Source organism: Caulobacter sp. ErkDOM-E (genome assembly GCF_048541895.1).
Lineage (GTDB): Bacteria > Pseudomonadota > Alphaproteobacteria > Caulobacterales > Caulobacteraceae > Caulobacter.
Map to the genome: position 1 here is coordinate 3,560,779 of NZ_CP183331.1, position 17,822 is coordinate 3,578,600.

The 17,822-nt window shown below is 67.9% G+C and carries 18 protein-coding genes; 10 read left to right on the forward strand and 8 right to left on the reverse strand.

Annotated elements, in window-relative coordinates; genetic code table 11:
• Window positions 1-178 precede the first annotated feature (178 nt).
• The 5 genes from ACN2C7_RS17390 (at window position 179) to ACN2C7_RS17410 (ending at window position 5,555) form a co-directional block, all read left to right on the forward strand.
• Complete coding sequence (locus ACN2C7_RS17390) at window positions 179-1,630, forward strand: tryptophan halogenase family protein (RefSeq protein WP_419321496.1); 1,452 nt, start codon at window positions 179-181, stop codon at window positions 1,628-1,630.
• Between the two features lie 102 nt (window positions 1,631-1,732).
• Window positions 1,733-2,101 (forward strand): BlaI/MecI/CopY family transcriptional regulator, encoded by a 369-nt coding sequence (locus tag ACN2C7_RS17395; RefSeq protein WP_419318655.1) that lies wholly within the window; start codon window positions 1,733-1,735, stop codon window positions 2,099-2,101.
• The gene (locus ACN2C7_RS17400) at window positions 2,091-3,578 is read left to right on the forward strand and encodes a M56 family metallopeptidase (protein WP_419318657.1); all 1,488 of its coding nucleotides are present in this window, start codon (window positions 2,091-2,093) and stop codon (window positions 3,576-3,578) included. The genes ACN2C7_RS17395 and ACN2C7_RS17400 overlap by 11 nt, the downstream gene beginning before the upstream one ends.
• Before the next feature lie 64 nt (window positions 3,579-3,642).
• The gene (locus ACN2C7_RS17405) at window positions 3,643-5,208 is read left to right on the forward strand and encodes an FAD-dependent oxidoreductase (RefSeq protein WP_419318659.1); all 1,566 of its coding nucleotides are present in this window, start codon (window positions 3,643-3,645) and stop codon (window positions 5,206-5,208) included.
• Window positions 5,205-5,555, forward strand: coding sequence for a hypothetical protein (locus ACN2C7_RS17410; RefSeq protein ID WP_419318661.1), 351 nt, complete (start codon window positions 5,205-5,207; stop codon window positions 5,553-5,555). Before ACN2C7_RS17405 ends, ACN2C7_RS17410 begins: the two co-directional genes overlap by 4 nt.
• 13 nt (window positions 5,556-5,568) lie before the next feature.
• On the opposite strand, the gene ACN2C7_RS17415 is transcribed toward ACN2C7_RS17410, so the two are convergent.
• The 6 genes from ACN2C7_RS17415 to ACN2C7_RS17440 form a co-directional block, all read right to left on the reverse strand.
• Window positions 5,569-5,703, reverse strand: a complete 135-nt coding sequence (locus ACN2C7_RS17415; RefSeq protein ID WP_419318663.1) for a hypothetical protein — start codon at window positions 5,701-5,703, stop codon at window positions 5,569-5,571.
• A 290-nt stretch (window positions 5,704-5,993) separates the two neighbouring features.
• Window positions 5,994-6,389, reverse strand: a complete 396-nt coding sequence (locus ACN2C7_RS17420) for a c-type cytochrome (RefSeq protein ID WP_419318665.1) — start codon at window positions 6,387-6,389, stop codon at window positions 5,994-5,996.
• Window positions 6,386-7,420 carry an alcohol dehydrogenase AdhP gene (gene adhP, locus ACN2C7_RS17425; RefSeq protein ID WP_419318667.1) on the reverse strand — a complete coding sequence of 345 codons (1,035 nt, stop codon included), beginning with the start codon at window positions 7,418-7,420 and terminating at the stop codon, window positions 6,386-6,388. Before adhP ends, ACN2C7_RS17420 begins: the two co-directional genes overlap by 4 nt.
• A gap of 101 nt (window positions 7,421-7,521) precedes the next feature.
• Window positions 7,522-7,929: a response regulator transcription factor gene (locus ACN2C7_RS17430; protein WP_419318669.1), complete on the reverse strand. Its 408-nt coding sequence runs from the start codon at window positions 7,927-7,929 to the stop codon at window positions 7,522-7,524.
• 81 nt (window positions 7,930-8,010) lie between these two features.
• Window positions 8,011-8,631 carry a response regulator transcription factor gene (locus tag ACN2C7_RS17435; protein WP_419318671.1) on the reverse strand — a complete coding sequence of 207 codons (621 nt, stop codon included), beginning with the start codon at window positions 8,629-8,631 and terminating at the stop codon, window positions 8,011-8,013.
• Window positions 8,621-10,504, reverse strand: coding sequence for a PAS domain S-box protein (locus tag ACN2C7_RS17440; protein WP_419318673.1), 1,884 nt, complete (start codon window positions 10,502-10,504; stop codon window positions 8,621-8,623). Before ACN2C7_RS17440 ends, ACN2C7_RS17435 begins: the two co-directional genes overlap by 11 nt.
• A gap of 194 nt (window positions 10,505-10,698) precedes the next feature.
• Here ACN2C7_RS17440 and ACN2C7_RS17445 point away from each other — a divergent pair, with 194 nt between their 5' ends.
• From ACN2C7_RS17445 to ACN2C7_RS17455, 3 genes are all read left to right on the forward strand, one after another.
• Window positions 10,699-12,864 (forward strand): acetate--CoA ligase family protein, encoded by a 2,166-nt coding sequence (locus ACN2C7_RS17445; protein WP_419318675.1) that lies wholly within the window; start codon window positions 10,699-10,701, stop codon window positions 12,862-12,864.
• Between the two features lie 101 nt (window positions 12,865-12,965).
• Window positions 12,966-13,637: a helix-turn-helix domain-containing protein gene (locus ACN2C7_RS17450; protein ID WP_419318677.1), complete on the forward strand. Its 672-nt coding sequence runs from the start codon at window positions 12,966-12,968 to the stop codon at window positions 13,635-13,637.
• Window positions 13,638-13,666: 29 nt separating this feature from the next.
• Window positions 13,667-14,194, forward strand: coding sequence for a pyridoxamine 5'-phosphate oxidase family protein (locus tag ACN2C7_RS17455; RefSeq protein WP_419318679.1), 528 nt, complete (start codon window positions 13,667-13,669; stop codon window positions 14,192-14,194).
• 30 nt (window positions 14,195-14,224) lie between these two features.
• On the opposite strand, the gene ACN2C7_RS17460 is transcribed toward ACN2C7_RS17455, so the two are convergent.
• Both ACN2C7_RS17460 and ACN2C7_RS17465 read right to left on the reverse strand, forming a co-directional pair.
• Window positions 14,225-14,554: a hypothetical protein gene (locus ACN2C7_RS17460; RefSeq protein WP_419318681.1), complete on the reverse strand. Its 330-nt coding sequence runs from the start codon at window positions 14,552-14,554 to the stop codon at window positions 14,225-14,227.
• 35 nt (window positions 14,555-14,589) lie between these two features.
• Complete coding sequence (locus ACN2C7_RS17465; protein WP_419318683.1) at window positions 14,590-16,254, reverse strand: MBL fold metallo-hydrolase; 1,665 nt, start codon at window positions 16,252-16,254, stop codon at window positions 14,590-14,592.
• Between the two features lie 170 nt (window positions 16,255-16,424).
• Between ACN2C7_RS17465 and ACN2C7_RS17470 the strand changes: the two genes are divergently transcribed.
• Entirely contained in the window at window positions 16,425-17,024 is a 600-nt protein-coding gene (locus tag ACN2C7_RS17470; protein WP_419318685.1) for an NAD(P)H-dependent oxidoreductase, read from the forward strand.
• Between the two features lie 5 nt (window positions 17,025-17,029).
• Window positions 17,030-17,815, forward strand: a complete 786-nt coding sequence (locus ACN2C7_RS17475) for a TIGR00730 family Rossman fold protein (protein WP_419318687.1) — start codon at window positions 17,030-17,032, stop codon at window positions 17,813-17,815.
• The last annotated feature ends 7 nt before the right edge of the window (window positions 17,816-17,822 follow it).

Consider the following 17,822-nt stretch of genomic DNA (forward strand, 5'->3'; position numbering starts at 1 on the left):
CCCGCCCGCCGTTTCCAACTTCACCGGGGCCGCCATCCTGCGAGGGCGGTCCCGGACTTGTTTCTACGCTCCGGCGGATCATGATCGCCTGAGTTCAAGGAGCCCTCCGGTGGTCGATCCCAAGAGTGACAACCTGCCCGGCTCGATCGTCATTCTGGGCGGCGGCACGGCCGGCTGGATGGCGGCGGCCCTGTTTTCGCGCGCCCTCGGACGCCGTTGCGCCATCACGCTGGTGGAGTCCGCCGAGATCGGCACGATCGGCGTCGGCGAGGCCACCATTCCGCCGATCCGGAGCTTCAACCAGACCCTGGGCCTGGACGAGGCCGAGTTCGTCCGCGAGACCAAAGGCAGCTACAAGCTGGGCATCGAGTTCCGCGGCTGGACCCGCCCTGGCGAAAGCTATTTCCACCCGTTCGGGGTCTACGGCGTCGCGCCGGACCCCGGCTACTTCCATCAGTACTGGCTCAAGCTGTCGGCCCTGAACAAGGCCGGGCCGCTGGGCGACTATTCGCTGTGTGACCAGGCCGCCCGACGCGGGCGCTTTGGCCAGCAGAGCAGGGACCCGGCGTCGCCGCTCTCGACCTTCGGCTCGGCCTTCCACTTCGACGCCGGGCTTTATGCCCGCTACCTGCGGACCTATGCCGAGCGCCTGGGTGTGACGCGCATCGAGGGCAAGGTGGCCCATGTCGCCCAGCGCGGCGAGGACGGCTTCGTCGAGGCCCTGGTGCTGGAAGGCGACCGCCGGATCGAAGGCGACTTCTTCATCGACTGCTCCGGCTTCCGGGGCCTGTTGATCGAGCAGACCTTGAAGACCGGCTACGAGGATTGGTCGCACTGGTTGCCCTGCGACCGCGCCATGGCCATGCCCTGCGAGCGCCAGGAAGATCCCCGCCCCTTCACCCGTTCAACGGCCCAGGCCGGTGGCTGGATCTGGAACATCCCGCTGCAGCACCGCGACGGCAACGGCTATGTCTATTCCAGCGCGTTCATTGATGACGAAGAGGCTGAGGCCACCCTGCGCGCCAGCCTGGGCGGCTCAGCCCTGGCCGAGCCCAATCGCCTGCGCTTCGTTACCGGTCGCCGCAAGAAAGCCTGGAACAAGAACGTGCTGAGCCTGGGCCTGGCCAGCGGCTTCATCGAGCCGTTGGAATCAACCAGCATCCACATGATCCAGGCCGGCCTGCTGAAGTTCCTGTCCGCCTTCCCCGGCAAGACCTGGGAGCCCGTGCAGGTCGACGATTACAACACCCGTATCCAGCTGGATTTCGAGCGCATCCGCGACTTCATCGTCCTGCACTATCACGCCAACCAGCGCGACGAGCCGCTGTGGCGCTCGCGCCGCGAGATGCAACTGCCCGAGAGCCTGTCCGAACGCCTGGCCCTGTTCCGGGCCTGCGGTCGCCTGTCCCAGCATCCCGAAGAGATGTTCACCGCCACCAGCTGGCAGGCGGTGCTGGACGGTCAGGGCGTGCGACCCAGGTCCTACGATCCGCTGGTCGATCTGCACGACGCGGACCGCATCGCCGCCGAGTTCGAACAGATCCGCCGCGAGATCCGTCAGGCCGCCGAGGCCATGCCCAGACACATCGACGCGCTACGGCTGTCGCCGGCGCGGGTGGGAGCCGCCTAGCCTCAGGCGGCCTTCGGAGATTACAATTCGTTTACGTCCGTAATCGTTGATTGACTGTATCGATTACGGATGTAAACGATGGAGCCAACAAGGAGAGGCTCCATGCGGATCAGCACGGCCGAAAGTCAGGTGATGAGAGCGCTGTGGGCCAAGAGCCCGCTCAGCGCCGAGGAGATCATCGCCGCCCTGCCCGCCGATCAGGACTGGGCCGACGCCACGGTGAAGACCCTGCTCAACCGCCTGCTGAAGAAGGACGCCATCGCCGCTGACCGCGATGGCCGCCGCTTCCTCTACCGGCCGCTGGTCGCCCAGGGCGACTATGTGCACGCCGAAAGCCAGGGCCTGCTGGACCGACTGTTCGACGGCCGCCTGGCGCCGCTGGTCGCCCATTTCTCACAGCGCGAAAAACTGAGCGACCAGGACGTCGCCGACCTGCGCCGCCTGCTGGAGAGCCTCGACGATGGCAAGTGAGATCCTCGCCGCGCTGCTGCGCGCCAACCTCGCGATCGCCGCCGCCGTCCTGCTGGTCCTGATTCTGCGCCGACCCGTGCGGTCGATGTTTGGCGCGCGCGCGGCCTATGGTCTATGGCTGATCGCTCCGCTGGCGGCTCTGGCCGTGCTGGCGCCCGCGCGGGTCGTCAGCATCGCTCCGCCAGCGCCGTCGGTGGTCGCGAGCACACCGCCGACACTGAAACCGACACCCTCGCCTGAGCCGCGACCCATGCCGACGCCGGGGGTCGAAACGACGACCCTGTCTTCAGTCGCCAGTTCGCATCGCCTGAGAAACCTCCTGGTCATCACCTGGGCCCTGGTCGCCCTGCTGGCCATCGGCGTCCAGGCCGAGCGCCAGCGCCGGTTCCTCAAGTCGCTGGGCCGCCTGCGCGGCGAAGGTGACCTGTTCCATGCCGAGCATGCCGGGGTCGGTCCCGCCGTGATCGGCGCACTATCGCCCCGGGTCGTCCTGCCCGCCGACTTCGCCCTGCGCTTCACGCCAGAGGAACAGGCCCTGATCCTGGCCCATGAGCGCAATCACCTGTCGATGGGCGACGCCCAGATCAACGCCCTGACCATCGCGGTCCAGTGCCTGTTCTGGTTCAACCCTCTGGTCCACATCGGCGCAAGCCGCCTGCGGATCGACCAGGAAATCGCCTGTGACGCAGCCGTCCTCAACCGCCACCCCGTGGCTCGCCGCACCTATGGCGAGGCCATGCTGAAGACTCAGCTGGCGCCCCACGCGCCGCCGCTCGGCTGCCACTGGCCAGCCTCGGCCAACAAGCAACTCAAGGAAAGATTCGTCATGCTCAAGCAGCACCGTCTGGGCCACGCCCGCCGGATGGCCGGCGCCGTCTCGGTCGCCATTCTGGCCCTGGGGGTCGGCTTCACGGCCTGGGCGGCACAGCCCGCCCGTGAGATCCAGCAAACGCCCGAGCTGGCCGCCCGCGCCGTTGCTCGCCACCTGGGTCGCCCGTTGTTCGACTCCGTTCGCCAGGGCGACGCCCAGGCCGTCCGTGAACTGCTGGCCGCCGGCGCCAACCCCGACACTAAGGTCGTCGGCGACGGTACGCCCCTGATCGAGGCCGCGCGCCGGGGCCGCGTCGATCTGGTCGAGCTTCTGCTGTCCAAGGGGGCCGACCCCAATCTGGGCTCCCGAGGGGATGGCAACCCCCTGATCATGGCCGCCGCCCGCGGCCGCCTGGACATCGTCAAGGCCCTGGTCGAACACGGCGCATCGGTGGAGTCGTTTGTCCCCGGCGACGAGACACCGCTGATCAACGCCGCCCAGTCAGGCGACCTGGCGACCGTGCGCTATCTCGTTGAAAAGGGCGCCGACGTGAACCGGTCGGTCGTCGCCAATCCCGGCGAAACCCGCTCACCGCTCAGCCAGGCCAGCCGACGCGGCCACTTCGCCGTAGTCCAGTATCTCAAGGCCAAGGGCGCGCGCGTCTAAAGCATCCCGCCGGAGCACAGCGCTCCGGCGCCCTGCCCCCTCCGACAATCAGACAGGAACCACGATGGCTTTCATCGACGCCCGAACCTTGCCTGACGCCAGCCGGATCGAGGCCGATCTGATCATCATCGGCGGCGGCATTGCGGGCATCGCCCTGGCCCGGGAACTGGCCGGCGGCCCGATCAGGGTCGCTGTCCTCGAGAGCGGCGGTCGCGAGATCGACATGGACAATCAGGCCCTCTATGCGGGCTCAGCGACCGTCCGCGCACCCGATAACCCCGACAGGGCGCTTAACGACTATCCGGTGCAGTCGCGGATCCGCGCCCTGGGCGGTTCAGCCCATGTTTGGGGCGGCAAGTGCGCGCCTCTGGATCCCGCCGACTTTGCCCAGCGCGACTGGGCGCCCCACAGCGGCTGGCCGATGAGCCGCGAGCAGCTTCAACCCTTTTATGACCGGGCCTGCGACCTGCTGGGGATTCCGCATTTCGGACCCGACACTCCGGTGCTGCAGGACAAGGCCCGCAGACCGCTGGACCTGGATCCCCAGGACGGCTTCTTCTCCGCGCCACGCTACTTCTCGAAGATCTCGGGCGGGGCAGACAAGGCGGCCTTCGACGCTTTCCGCACCGACTTCGCAGAAGCGCCCAACATCACCGTGTATCTCTACGCCAACGCCACCCAGCTTCGCCTCGCGGCAAAAGGCGACACTGTCGAGGGGCTGGATGTGGCCTGCCTCAGCGGCAAGCGCCACACCGCCAGGGCCCGGACCTATGTATTGGCGACCGGCGGCATCGAGAATGCCCGGCTGATGCTGGCCTCCGACACCGTGCGATCCGAGGGCGTCGGCAATCGTCACGGTCTGGTGGGCCGGTTCTTCCAGGGCCATGTCACCTATTCGATGGATGGCGACGCCGAGACGGAAGGCTCGGCGGTCAGTATCGCCCGAGCCGAGTCGATGGCTCTCTATGTGCCGCCCGCCCGCGCCGCCGCCCACTGCGTGATTGGCAGCGGCCTGGCCGGCCAGACCCGGATGAAGACCGGCAACTTCACCCTCACCCTCTATAACGGCGGTGAACCGGGCTCGAGCACGCCGACCCAGGCCGAGACCAAGGTCATCCGCCAGACGGCGACCCGTCTGGATGCTGGCAGCGGCGTGGATCAACAGAGCGGGCAACTGTTCGGCTGCTTCGCCATGACCGAGCACTTCCCCAATCCCGACAGCCGCATCACCCTGGATACGGCCAATCTCGACCCGCTGGGCATGCCGCGCATCAGACTGGACTGGGTCTATTCCCGGGCCGACTGGGACAGCTTTGAACGCACCACGGCGGCCATGGGCGACGCTCTGGGCGCATCCGGTCAGGGCCGCCTCTGCTGGCCTATTCAGCATACGGATTATGTGGCCATCGCCAGCGCCTCGCGCCATCACATGGGGACGACGCGGATGCACGCCGATCCGAAGCAGGGCGTGGTCGACGCCGATTGCCGCGTCCACGATACGGCCAATCTCTATGTCGCGGGCAGTTCGGTGTTCCCGACCTCGGGCATCGCCAACCCCACCCTGACCCTGCTGGCCCTGACCCTACGCCTGGCCGACCACCTGAAGCTGAAGATGGAAGCCGTCCGATGACCCTTCTGGCCCGCCGCGACCTGCTTGCCACGCTGCTGGCGATGACCGCCAGCGCCAGTCTGCCCGCCGTGGCCCTCGCCGCCCCGACGGCAGGCTTCAACGATCTGGACCGTGCTGCTGTCGAACGTATCGGCAAGGCCTGGCTGGAACAGAATCCGGGAACCAGCGCCAAGGCCCTGGCGATCCGGCTGTTCCCGGACGGGCGGAACGCCGGGACGCTCGCCGACCTGCGCCGTCGCGCCGCTGGCGACTTTCGTCAGGGCGCAGTGTTTATCCATCGGGGTTGGCGGCTGTCGCAAACCGAGGGTGCGCTGTTTGGCTTACTGGCCCTGGGGATCGCCGCCTAGGGTCTGGTCAGGTTCAGAGGCGCGTGGCCGGCTCATGACGGGGTTGCCGAAACTGCTGCGGCTGGCAGGCGGCCAGCGAGATCACGCCCACCGCCAGGATTGCGGCGATCAGGACAAGCCTGAGCCCAGCGTCAGGGCGGTCAGTCATCGCGCGATCCGCCGATCAGAGGGCCGTGGCGACCTGCGCATGACCGGCCCCTCGCCTACCAAGGTCAGCAGCGAAACGGCGCTCAGGGTCAAGACGAACGCGACGAACGCGACGGTCTCCAGAATGCCAAGGGTCAGTTGAAGAACAGTCATCGAGAACCTCCCTGTTCGTGGCTTGATTATCTCGCAATGAAGCTTGAGTGGTATTGATCTCGCGCAACTGAGGGGAAACTTCTTCTCGCCAGTCCGTCTCCGTCGGCGGAGGTCGAAGCGGTGACGCGCCTGCGCTCGTTACTGACGGTTGTGAGTCCGTGGATCCAGGCTTTTCAAATAGGCTTTCAGTTGGGCGACCTCGTCATCGTCCAGTTCGACCATGGGCATGCGCGGATGGCGCTCAGGTGAGCCCTCCTCGGGCTTGCGACTGGGGGCCAGCATGCCTTCCGTCAGGATCTGGTCGAGCCCGCCGGGCGGGTAGCGTCGATACAGGGTCGCGAACGGCGGCGCATCGGCCAGCGGGCTGGGCCGCCCGTCTAGCGCATGGCAGGTTCCGCAGTTGCGCTGGGCGATCCCCTGGCCGCCGAACGCCTGTGGGGGTTTGGACGCAGGCTCGGCGGAAGCCTGAGCGCCCGCCAGGCCCAGGGCCAGGACAGCAAGCAGTCCCGCGCTGCTGATCCCACGGCCGCTCACAGCCGATCCTCGAAATCGAGCACCACGCGGCCTTCGATCTCGCCCCGCGCCATGCGGTCGAAAACGCTGTTGATGTTGTGCAGGCCCTCGGCGTGGACCGTCGCCCGTACCCGGCCGTCGGCGGCGAAGGCCAGGGCCTCGCGCAGATCCAGGCGCGTGCCGACAATCGAGCCCCGCACCGTGATCCCGCGCAGCACCGTGTCGAAGATCGACAGCGGGAAATCGCCGGGCGGCAGGCCGTTGAGCGACACAGTGCCCCCGCGCCGAACCATGCCCATGGCTTGCGAGAAGGCGATGGGCGACACGGCGGTGACCAGCACGCCATGCGCGCCGCCGATCTGGGTCTGCAGATAGGGGCCCGGATCGGTCTCGCGGGCGTCCACGGTGATCTCCGCGCCCAAGGTTCGCGCCAGATGCAGCTTGTCCTTGTCGATATCGACGGCGGCGACCTTGAACCCCATGGCCCTGGCGTACTGCACGGCCATGTGGCCTAGCCCGCCGATGCCGGAGATCGCCACCCAGTCGCCGGGCTTGGCGTCAGTGACCTTCAGGCCCTTGTAGACGGTGACGCCGGCGCACAGGATCGGCGCCGCTTCCAGGAAGCTCAGATTGGCCGGCAGATGGCCGACATAGTCAGCGTCGGCGAGCACATATTCGGCGAAGCCGCCGTTGACCGAGTAGCCGGTGTTCTGCTGCGCCTCGCACAGGGTCTCCCAGCCACTCAGGCAGTAGGTGCAGTGGCCGCAGGCCGAGTGCAGCCAGGGGACGCCGACCCGGTCGCCTTCCTTGACGTGCTCGACGCCCTTGCCGACCTGGACCACGGTGCCGACACCCTCATGGCCCGGAACGAACGGAAGGCTGGGCTTGATGGGCCAGTCGCCATGGGCTGCGTGCAGATCGGTGTGGCACACTCCGCAGGCGGCGATCTTGACCAGCACCTGACCGCGCCCCGGCACGGGTCGCGCGATGTCCTCCACGACCAGCGCCTGGCCAAAGGCCCGAACGACAGCGGCCCTCATGGTCTTGTCCATGGTGTCTCTCCAGGTGTCGCAAAGGCTTGGCCTGGATGGAGCAGGCCGCCTCGTGGTGGCGGTTTGATACCGCCGCCGCCGCCGCCTCGCAGTTGGGAGTTTTACTTAGGGTCGTGGTGCGCGGCCATGACACGCTCGACCGCCTCGACCAGGACGGCCTCGGCCATCGGCTTCTCGATCACGCGGCTGTAGCCGGCCGCGAGGGCCTGATCGATCACCCGCGCCGTCGGGAAAGCTGTGATCATCAGCGCCTCGCCCCGCCAGCCCAGCTCGCGCAACCGGGTCAGGATCAACAGGCCGTCGATTTCGGGCATGCGATAGTCCGCCACCAGGCATACCGCATCGAGCGCCGTGGGATCGGCCAGCAGCGCCAGGCCCGAGGCGTAGGCGCGCACCTCGAAGCCGCGGCCGTGCAGCAGCAGCTGCAGCGAGCGACGCACGCCGGCGTCGTCTTCGACCAGCAGCAGCCGCGCGCGGTGTTCGACGGTGTTGGAGAGCGCTTGCGTCATTTCCGGCCTGCCTTCGCGACCAAGACGGGTCACGTGCGGGGGATGCCATACGACAATGGCGTGGTCGCTACGTAGAGCTCCTTAGGCCTGTTCCTGCAGGCCTGCGGCGAAGGCGATCCGCAGCGCCTCGGACAGGCTCCTTACCTGCAGCTTGGCCATCAGATTGGCGCGGTGCACCTCGACGGTGCGCGGCGAGATGGCCAGGTCGAAGGCGATGGTCTTGTTGGGCAGGCCTTGGGCCAGGCCTCGGAGCACGTCCTGCTCGCGACTGGTCAGGGCCGCGATGGCGACGGCGGCGTCCCCCGCCCGCGCCGCTCGGGCGCCCGCGTCGTCCAGCCGTTCGAAGGCCGCCGTAATGGCGGTCAGCAGCACCGCCTTTTCAAACGGCTTTTCAATGAAGTCGACCGCCCCACCCTTCATGGCGCGAACCGCCACGGTGATGTCGCCGTGCCCGGTCAGGACCACCACAGGCATGGCGATGCCCCGCTCGGCCATCGCCTTCTGGACCTCAAGGCCGTCCATGCCAGGCATGCGCACGTCCAGCAGCACGCAACCCGGCTCAGCGTCCCTGGCCTCCTGCAGAAAGGCGTCTCCCGAAGCATAGGTCGACACCGCATAGCCCGAGGTCTTGAGCATGAACCCGGCAGAGCGACGGATCGCCTCTTCGTCATCGACGATATGGATCATCCGCCTAGTGTTCATGGAGGATTTCCTTCTCAACCTTGACCAGTGTGAAATGAAACTGCGAGCCGCCGCCTGGGCGCGGCTCATGCCAGATGCGACCGCCGTTGGCTTCGACGATCGTACGGCAGATCGACAGCCCCAGCCCCATGCCCTCGGTCTTGGTGCTGACGAAGGCGGTGAACAGCTGACCGCCGATGCCCGGCGCCACGCCGGGGCCGTTGTCGGCGATCGTGACCCGCACCAGGCCATCGCCCTGATCGTGGGTGCTCAGCCACAGCCTGGGCTGATCGGCTCCGCTCATCGCCTCGACGGCGTTGCGCGCCAGATTGATCACCACCTGCTGGATCTGCACGCGATCGATCAGCACCGGCGTCGCGTCGGCGTCCAGCTCGAAGATCGGGTCCAGGCCCTGGTCCCGGGCGCCCATCAAGCCCAGGGCGGCGGCTTCGTGAATGACGGCCGGCAGGTCCTCGACACTCTTTTCCACTTCGCCCCGGGCGACGAAGTCGCGCAGACGTCGGACGATGTTGCCTGCGCGCATCGCTTCGCCGGCCGCGTCGGCCAGCGCCTCGCGGATCATCGGCAGTTCATCGGGATCCGGCCTGGCCAGAAGATCGCGCACGGCCTCGACATAGTTGGCCACGGCGGTGATCGGTTGATTAAGCTCGTGGGCCAGGGTCGAGGCCATGGTCCCCATGCCGCTGACCCGGGCGATATGGATCAGCTCGGCCTGGAGTTCCTCCAGGCGGGCCTGGGTGCGCTGGCGATCGGTCAGGTCGCGGACAAAGCCGGTGAAGACTCGAGGGCCCTGACCGGTGGCTTCGCCGACCGACAGCTCCATCGGAAAGGTCGTGCCATCCTTGCGCAGGCCGACCACGACGCGTCCCATACCGATCACCTTGCGCTCGCCGGTGGTCAGGTAGCGTTCGATATAACCGTCGTGACGCTCGCGGTCCGGCGAGGGCATGAGGCAGCGGACGTTCTCGCCCACAACCTCAGCTTCCAGAAAGCCGAACAGCCGCTCGGCGGCGGCGCTGAACGACAGGATCTTGCCACGCTGGTCGATGACGACCATGGCGTCGGGGACGGTGGACAGGATCGACCGCAGATGTTCGGCGCCGGCGTCAAGCGCCCGCTCGCTGGCGCGCTGGTCGGTGACGTCACGCAGGACCTTGCCAAAGCCCCGCAGGACGCCGGCCCGGTCATAAAGGGCGGTGATGGAAACATGCGCCAGGAACTCCGAGCCGTCCTGGCGCAGGAACCAGCGGTCTTCCTCGATTTTGCCCTCGGCCTGGACCCTGGCGAGATCATCCTGCGGCTTGCCCGCCTGGCGGGCGTCCTGCGGGTAGAAAGCCGCGACGTACTGACCCACAGCCTCGGCCTCGCTCCAGCCCATCAGTCTTTGCCCGCCGGCGTTCCAGATCCGCACCCGCCCTTCGGGATCGAGCATGGAGATGGCGTATTCGGTCGCCCCATCGATGAGCAGGTTGAGCTCGCTGGCCACGTCTTCGGCCTGCCGCGCGCGGGCCGCCGCGTTTTGTTCGTTGATCACCGCTTCCCGACGCAGACGACCGATCTCCGCCCCCACCAGCGTGATTCCCGTCGCCGCCAACAGGAATGTCAGGGCCTCCATCATCGCCAGAGCTGTGGGCTGGTCGTGGCCAGCGAACAGGAAGCCGGCGATCAGGCCCAGGAACGTGGCGCCGAGGCCCGCGCCAACCCCGCCGAACGCGGCGGCAACGACGATGGGCGCGGTGAAAAGCAGATGGGCGGCATGGTTCCCCAGCCAAGGCGCCAGGAGTCCGCGAATCGCAACCGCCAGGGCGAAGGCCGCCAGAGCCACGCCGTAGCCCTTCATCTGATCTTGTTGCAGGGCCGAACCGGACGCCATACGCTCTTCATCTTTCCGCGGTCGAGATGATCTGGACCCTAGCTGCAGCCAGACAATGCCCCGTCGCCTCGCGGGTTACAAACCGGTTCGGCGGAAGATCTGGTGCGGGACTCTACGGATTGCGCGTCAGCAGCCTGGCGCCGCCCTTGTCCCGCGACGGCCCGCGCGGATGGGTCAGGACGCCCGAGGTCACGATGTCGCCATACAACCTAGCCGCTCTGCTCTCGCCCGCCTCGGTGGCGGTGATTGGCGGCTCCGACCATCCGGGCTCGGTCGGCCAGGTGGTGGTCGACAACCTGCTGTCCGGCGGCTTCGCCGGGCCTATCCATCTGGTCAATCCGCGCCGGCTGGAGGTGGCGGGAACGCGCTGGGCGGCCCGCATTGCCGACCTGCCAGAGCCGCCCGACCTCGCCGTGGTGATCGTCCCGGCCGCCGCCGTTCCCCCGGTGATCGCCGAACTGGGCGCGGCCGGCGTCAAGGTCGCCGTGATCCTTTCGGCAGGCCTCACCGACGCCAACGGATTGCGGCAAGCCATGCTGGACGCCGCCAGGCCCTATGGACTGCGCATCGTCGGACCCAATGGCCTGGGCCTGCTGGCGCCCCACGCCGGCCTCAACGCTTCATTCGCGCGCGGCGCGCCCATTGCAGGCAATCTGGCCCTGATTTCCCAGAGCGGTGCCCTGATCAGCGGGCTGATCGACTGGGCCTCGACCCGGCAACTGGGCTTTTCCGGAATCGTCTCGGTGGGCGACATGGCCGAGGTCGACCTTGGCGACCTGATCGATCTGTTCGCGGCCGATCCCCATACCGACGCCATCCTGCTCTATATTGAGGGCGTCACCCACGCGGCCAAGTTCATGGCCTCAGCCCGGGCGGCCGCCAGCATCAAGCCAGTGATCGCCCTGAAGGCCGGACGAAACCCCGCCAGCGGCAGGGCTGTCCGCTCCCATACCGGCGCCCTGGCCGGCGCCTATGATGTTCATGTCTGCGCTTTCGAACGGGCCGGCATCGTCCAGGTCGAGAGCCTGACCGAACTCTTCGACGCCGCCGCCGTTCTGCGCGTCGGACAGGGCCTGGCCGGCGATCGGCTGGCCATCATCACCAATGGCGGCGGAGCCGGCATCCTGGCGCTGGACGCCATGACGACCCGCGAAGGCGTCCTGGCCGAGCTGGCGCCCCAGACCCTGGAGCGCCTCAACGCCGTCCTCCCCGCCGGATGGTCGCACGCCAATCCGGTGGACCTGATCGGCGACGCGCCGGTCGAGCGTTATCGCATGGCGCTTGACGCGGTGCTGTCGGACCCCGGGGTCGACGCCGTTCTGGTCATGAATTGCCCGACCGCCTTGACCCAGCCGCGCGACATCGCCCAAGGCGTCGCCGACAGCGTCGTCGCCGCTCGCGGACGCGGCGTGCTCAAGCCTGTTATCGCCTGCTGGCTGGGCGACGCCAATCAGGATGTCGCCGGACCGATCCTCAGCGCGGCCGGCCTTCCGATGTTCGGGGCCCCGGACTCCGCCATAAGGGGCTTTGGCCATCTTCTCGCCGCCCGCCGCGCAAAGGCCGGCCTGTCCGGCGCGCAGGGCCGCCGCGAGCCGCGTACCGACGATCGCGCTGCGGCTGTGGCCCTGATCCAGACCGCCCGGTCGCAAGGGCGCACCCTGCTCAACGAGATCGAGGCCAAGGACCTGCTGGGCGCCTATGGCGTGACCACCGTCCCGACCCGACTGGCCGCCACGGCCCAGGACGTCGCCGGGGTCTGCGCGGAACTGGCGCCGCCCTACGCTGTCAAGATCGTCTCGCCGCAGATCTCCCACAAATCCGATGTCGGCGGCGTTGCCCTGGATTTGCCCGACGCGCGGGCGGCCGGTGCCGCCGCCGAGGCCATGGCGGCCCGCGTCGCCGCGACCTTGCCCGACGCCACGATCACCGGCTTTGCGGTGCAGACCATGATCCCGCTAGGCCGCGCCCATGAACTGATCGTCGGCCTGGCTCTGGACGCCACCTTCGGTCCTGTCGTGATGGTCGGGGCCGGCGGCAAGGCGGTCGAGGTTCTGAAGGACCACGCCCTGGGCCTGCCACCCCTGGGCGGCGACCAGGCACGCGCCATGATCGCCAGGACCCGGATATCGCGCCTGTTGGCCGGCTATCGCGACGAGCCCAGGGCCGACATCGACGGGGTGGTCGCCACCCTGGAGGCGCTTTCGGCGATCGCGACGGATCTGCCCGATGTCGTCGAGCTGGACATCAACCCTCTGCGCGTGGACGCCCGGGGCGTCATGGCGCTGGATGCGCGGATCGTCATCAGCCAGGAGCCCGGCCTCGCCTCGCGCCTGGTTCTTCAGCCCGGGGCGACAGATTAGGCCGCCATGGCGGCGGATCTGTTTCGCCTACGTAAACATCCCAATGTGAGATGCTCCGCCGTTCACCTATCCCTGAAACCCACTGCTCAGGGAGATGTGCGATGTCGATGCCCGCCTATCTGCGAGACCGCGCTGAAGCCGCCCCGCCGCACGCCCAGGTGATCTCGTCCGACGAGGTCTTCTCGGCGGTCGGCGTCGGCATGACCTACTCCAGCGGCGAAGAGATCTACGCCCAGGATGACGAGACCGACATGGTCTACCAGGTCCAGCGCGGGGCGGTTCGCGCCTCTCGCCTGCTGGGCGATGGGCGTCGCCAGATCGCCGGCTTCTACTATCCCGGCGACCTTTTCGGCCTGGAGGCGGGTCTCACCCACCGCGCCTCGGCCGAAGCGCTGTGCGACAGCAAGATCCTCGTGGCCAAGCGCTCGGCGCTGAAACACTACGGCGAGGCCGGCGAACGCCTTGAGCGTCTGATCTGGCGCGCTACCGGTCAGGAACTGGGTCGGGCTCAGGACCACATGATGCTGCTGGCGCGCAAGAGCGCCTATGAGCGGGTCGCGGGCTTCCTGTCCGACGTGGCCAAGCGGCAGGGCGCGGCCTGGAACGAACTGGCGATGAGCCGGCAGGACATCGCCGATCATCTGGGCCTGACCATCGAGACCGTCTCGCGCATGGTCACCCAATTGCAGGCTGACGGCCTGGTCGCCCTCGAGGGTTGCCGCCGGTTCCGGGTCGCCGCGCCGGTGCGAATGGCCGATCTCGTCGCAGCCTGAACTTCGCGCGACGTCTACCGGAGGCCCTCATGGCCGAAGATTCACACCGTCCGCCCCCCGAGCCGCCCACTGAGCCGCTCGCATCCTCCGCGACACCCGAAGCCAGGGTCAACGCGATCCTGGCCCGCCACCATCTGATGAGCGTGGCGACCCTGCGTGCTGACGGTTGGCCACAGGCCACCCTGGTGAACTATCTGGCCGACGGCCTTGCGCTGTATTTCCTGGTCGCTCAGGACAGCCAGAAGCACGTCAATATCGTCGCCGATCCCCGGGTCTCGATCGCCATCGGCGGCGACGACCGGGGCCCGCCTCAGGGCCTGTCCCTGGCCGGAAAGGCCAGCGTCATCGACAACCCGCAGTGGGTCGATGCGCTCAATCGCCGGATCTGGGGAACCCCCGAGTTCGCCCGCTTCGAGCCCCACCCCGCCGGGCGCGGCGTGGTCCTGCTGCGCTTCATGCCGATGTGGGTGTCGTTGATCGATTACGGATCACCCCCAGGCCGCATCCAGTTGTTCGCCGTCGGCCAGGATTGGCGCCTCGAGCCTGTCGCAGCCTAGGCGCAGTTTCTGCGTCGACCGGTCAGGGCGCTAGGCGTCCTGACCCCGACGAACCAGGGTGTAGGTGATCAGACCGGCGGCGATGGCGGCGACAAGCGCCGAGCTCGCGGCGGTCGCGGCCAGGGCTTCGGCCGGGTGGCGCCGGACCTCCCTCTTCGCCGCTCTCTCGAGACGATCCAGCTTGGTCTGGACATCGCCGACCAGTTCTATGGCGGCATGACCCAGGGCCACGGCGCTCACCGAGGCCGCATCGCCAGCGTCGTGGCCCAAGTGGTCGACCATGGTCTTGAGGTGGTCGGTGACGTTCTGGAACGCGTCGCGACCGTCGCGGGCGATCGTCTTGATCTTACGAGATGCCATTGTCTTGCCTTGCGAAAAGGGGGCGGATGACGTTGCTAGAACACCCCCACCGGCGGCGGCGGGCCTTGAGCTGAATCAAGTTCGCTCGCCGAGGTCGCATTTTGCGGCCTGTCCGGCCGGCCTTCGACCACCGCGCTGAGGCGGCGCAACAGCGCTTCGCGCGCCGCGTCGCTCTCGGCGCCGCCGAGGGCGGCGTTGAGCGCCATCTGAAAGGCGACCCGCTTGTTGTGCCAGTCGAGCTTGGAGGCGGCATGGGGCGGCAACCTGGCGGGCGACGACTTGAGCGGGACGGCGGGTCCCTCGCCGAGATCAAAGGCGTCGTCCAGGTCGGGGATCAGAATTGCGGCCGCATCGAATCCGGCGCTGGTCAGCCGATCCCGCAACCCGGCGGTGGCGTCAGGCTCGCCATGGGCCAGCAGGATGGAACCGGCGACAGGCGCCCGATCGAGCGCCCAGCGTGTGAGGCCGGCGGCGTCAGCATGGGCCGAATAGGCGTCGAGCCTGCGCACCCGCGCCCGAACCCGCACCTCGTCGCCCTGGATGCTGACGCGTTCGGCGCCCTCGGCGAGCAACCGGCCCAGCGTGCCGGCCGCCTGGAACCCACACAGCAGCACAGTCGCCTCCTTGCGCCACAGCAACCGCTTAAGATGCTTGCGCACCCGGCCCGCATCGCACATGCCGCTGGCGGCCAGGATCACATGCCAGCCGGACAGCCGCTCCAGGCCATCGCTGTCCCAGGGCTTGTCCAGGAAGCGCAGATGCTCGGAGGGGCGGACCGGCTCGAAAGGGTTTCGCTGCAGGGCGGGATTCCAGCCCCGGTCGAGGAACACCTTGGAGGCCTCGATGGCCAGGGGCGAGTCCAGGAAGATGTCGCCGCGCGGCGCGTCGCCGTCCTCCATCAGTTGCAGCAGATCGACCAGCAGTTCCTGGCTGCGCTGCAGCGCGAAGGCGGGGATCAGCAGCGGACCGCCAGCGGCGTGCGCCGCCTTGAGCTCCTCGGCCAGGGCCGCGCGCCGCGCGACGCCGCTGGTGACGGTGCGCTCGCGGTCGCCATAGGTGGATTCAAGGATCAGATGATCGACGCCCGTGGGACCTTGCGGATCGGCGACGAAGTCGCCGCCGCCCGAGCCGAGGTCGCCGGAGAACAGCAGGCGCTTGCGGGCGTCTTTCGCACCGACCTCGACCTCGATCGACGCTGAGCCCAGGATGTGGCCGGCCTCCCAGTAGATCGCCGAGATCCCGGACGCGACCTCTACCGGCTCACCCAGCTTGACCTTCCGAAACTGCTTCATCACGCGGGCGGCGTCGGCTTCGGTATAGATGGGCTCGACCGGAGCCAGACCCCGTCTCTGGTTGCGCCGATTAAGCGTCGCCACCTCCGCCTCCTGAATCCCGCCCGCGTCGGCCAGCATCACCGCGCACAGGTCGCGCGTGGCCGCCGTCGCATAGATCGGCCCCTCGAAGCCCGCCAGCATCAGCTTGGGTAGCAGGCCGCTATGGTCGACATGGGCGTGGGTGAGCAGAACGGCGTCGATCCGGGTGGGGTCGAAGGGAAAGTCGCCATAGTTCAGCGCCTTGAGAGTCTTCGAACCCTGGAACATGCCGCAGTCGACCAGCACCGTGGCCTCTTGGGTCTGCAGGCGGGCGCAGGAGCCGGTCACGCAGCCAGCGGCGCCATGAAACGACAGGATCGGGGTCATGATGAGATCTCGCGGGGATGGGCCAGATCGGACGCGACGCGAACCGGCAAGGCCTGCTGGAGCCGGCAGGATCGGCCAGACTGCGCCCCATTCCGTGATCTGGATCAATTTGGCGGCCTGGCCGAGGACTAGTCTGTGAAGGCAACCCGTCGCCGCCTGGGAGCCGCCCCATGAAACACGCCGTCATCCTCGCCCACCCCAAGCCCGACAGCTTCTGCGCCACGATCGCCCGAACCTGCGTAGAGCATCTGCGCGCGACCGGTCACACCGTGCTGCTGCGCGATCTCTACGCGCTCGACTTCGACCCCCGCCTCAAGGCCACGGAACTGCCCTCCGCGTCGGGCGCACATCCGGCCGCCGATATCGTCGCCGAGCGCGGGCTGGTCGGCGATGTCGACAGTTTCATCTTCGTCTATCCGTTCTGGTTCAACGCCCCGCCCGCGATCCTGAAGGGCTATGTCGACCGGATGTTCAGCATGGGCTTTGGCTATGCGCCGGGCCTGGGCGGCACGGAATCGCTTCTGGACGACAAGACCCTGCTCAGCTTTTCAACCTCGGGCGCGCCCGAGGACTGGGTCAACGACACCGGCGCCCTGAAAGCCCTGATGACGGTGTTCGACCTGCACCTGTCAGGCGTTTGCGGTCTGCGGGTTCTCGACCACAAGCATTTCGGCTCGATCGTCTCGAACATCACCGAGGAGTCTCGCTCGGACGTCCTGCAAAGGGTCCGCGTCGGTCTGGACGACCTGTTCGCTCCAGCGACCGCCTAGCGTTCATGCCGAGCGATACCCCGAACCCCGGCGCCCCCGCGCCCGGGGCGAACAGTGACCGGCAGGAAGCCTCCACATCCTATCGCCTGGCGGCCCTCGACCAGGACTTCCTGCTGGGCGACTCGATGCGCAGCGTCCGGTTCCTGCTGGAATTCGCCAAGGCTGACGAAGCCCTTCGCGCCTGGGGCGTGTGCTCGACCATCGTGGTCTTCGGCAGCGCCCGGGTGCGGGAGGATTCCCCGGGCCGGCGCGGCGAATGGTACGCCCTGGCGCGGCGCTTTGGGCGCATCGTCTCCGAGCAGGGCCTGGCCACTCATGTCGATGGCCAGCCGCGCGACAACGTCATCGCCACAGGCGGCGGCCCTGGCCTGATGGAGGCTGCCAATCGCGGCGCTTTCGACGTGGGCGCGCCATCCATCGGCTTCAACATCACCCTGCCGCGCGAGCAGCGACCCAACCCGTATTCGACGCCCGAACTGACCTTCCGGTTTCACTATTTCGCCATGCGCAAGATGCACCTGGCCATGCGCGCCAACGCCCTGGTGGTCTTTCCGGGCGGGTTTGGCACCTTCGACGAGCTGTTCGAACTGCTGACCCTGCGCCAGACCCGCAAGTGCCCGCCCATCCCGATCGTGCTGGTCGACGAGGCCTACTGGCGCTCGGTGATCGCTTTCGACGCCCTGGTCGAGCACGGCATGATCGACCCGGCGGATCTGGATCTCTTCGCCTTCGCCGATACGGCGGAAGCGGCGTGGGCGCGGGTCCTGGCCGCCAGGCCGCCCGCTCCCTGAACCTTTG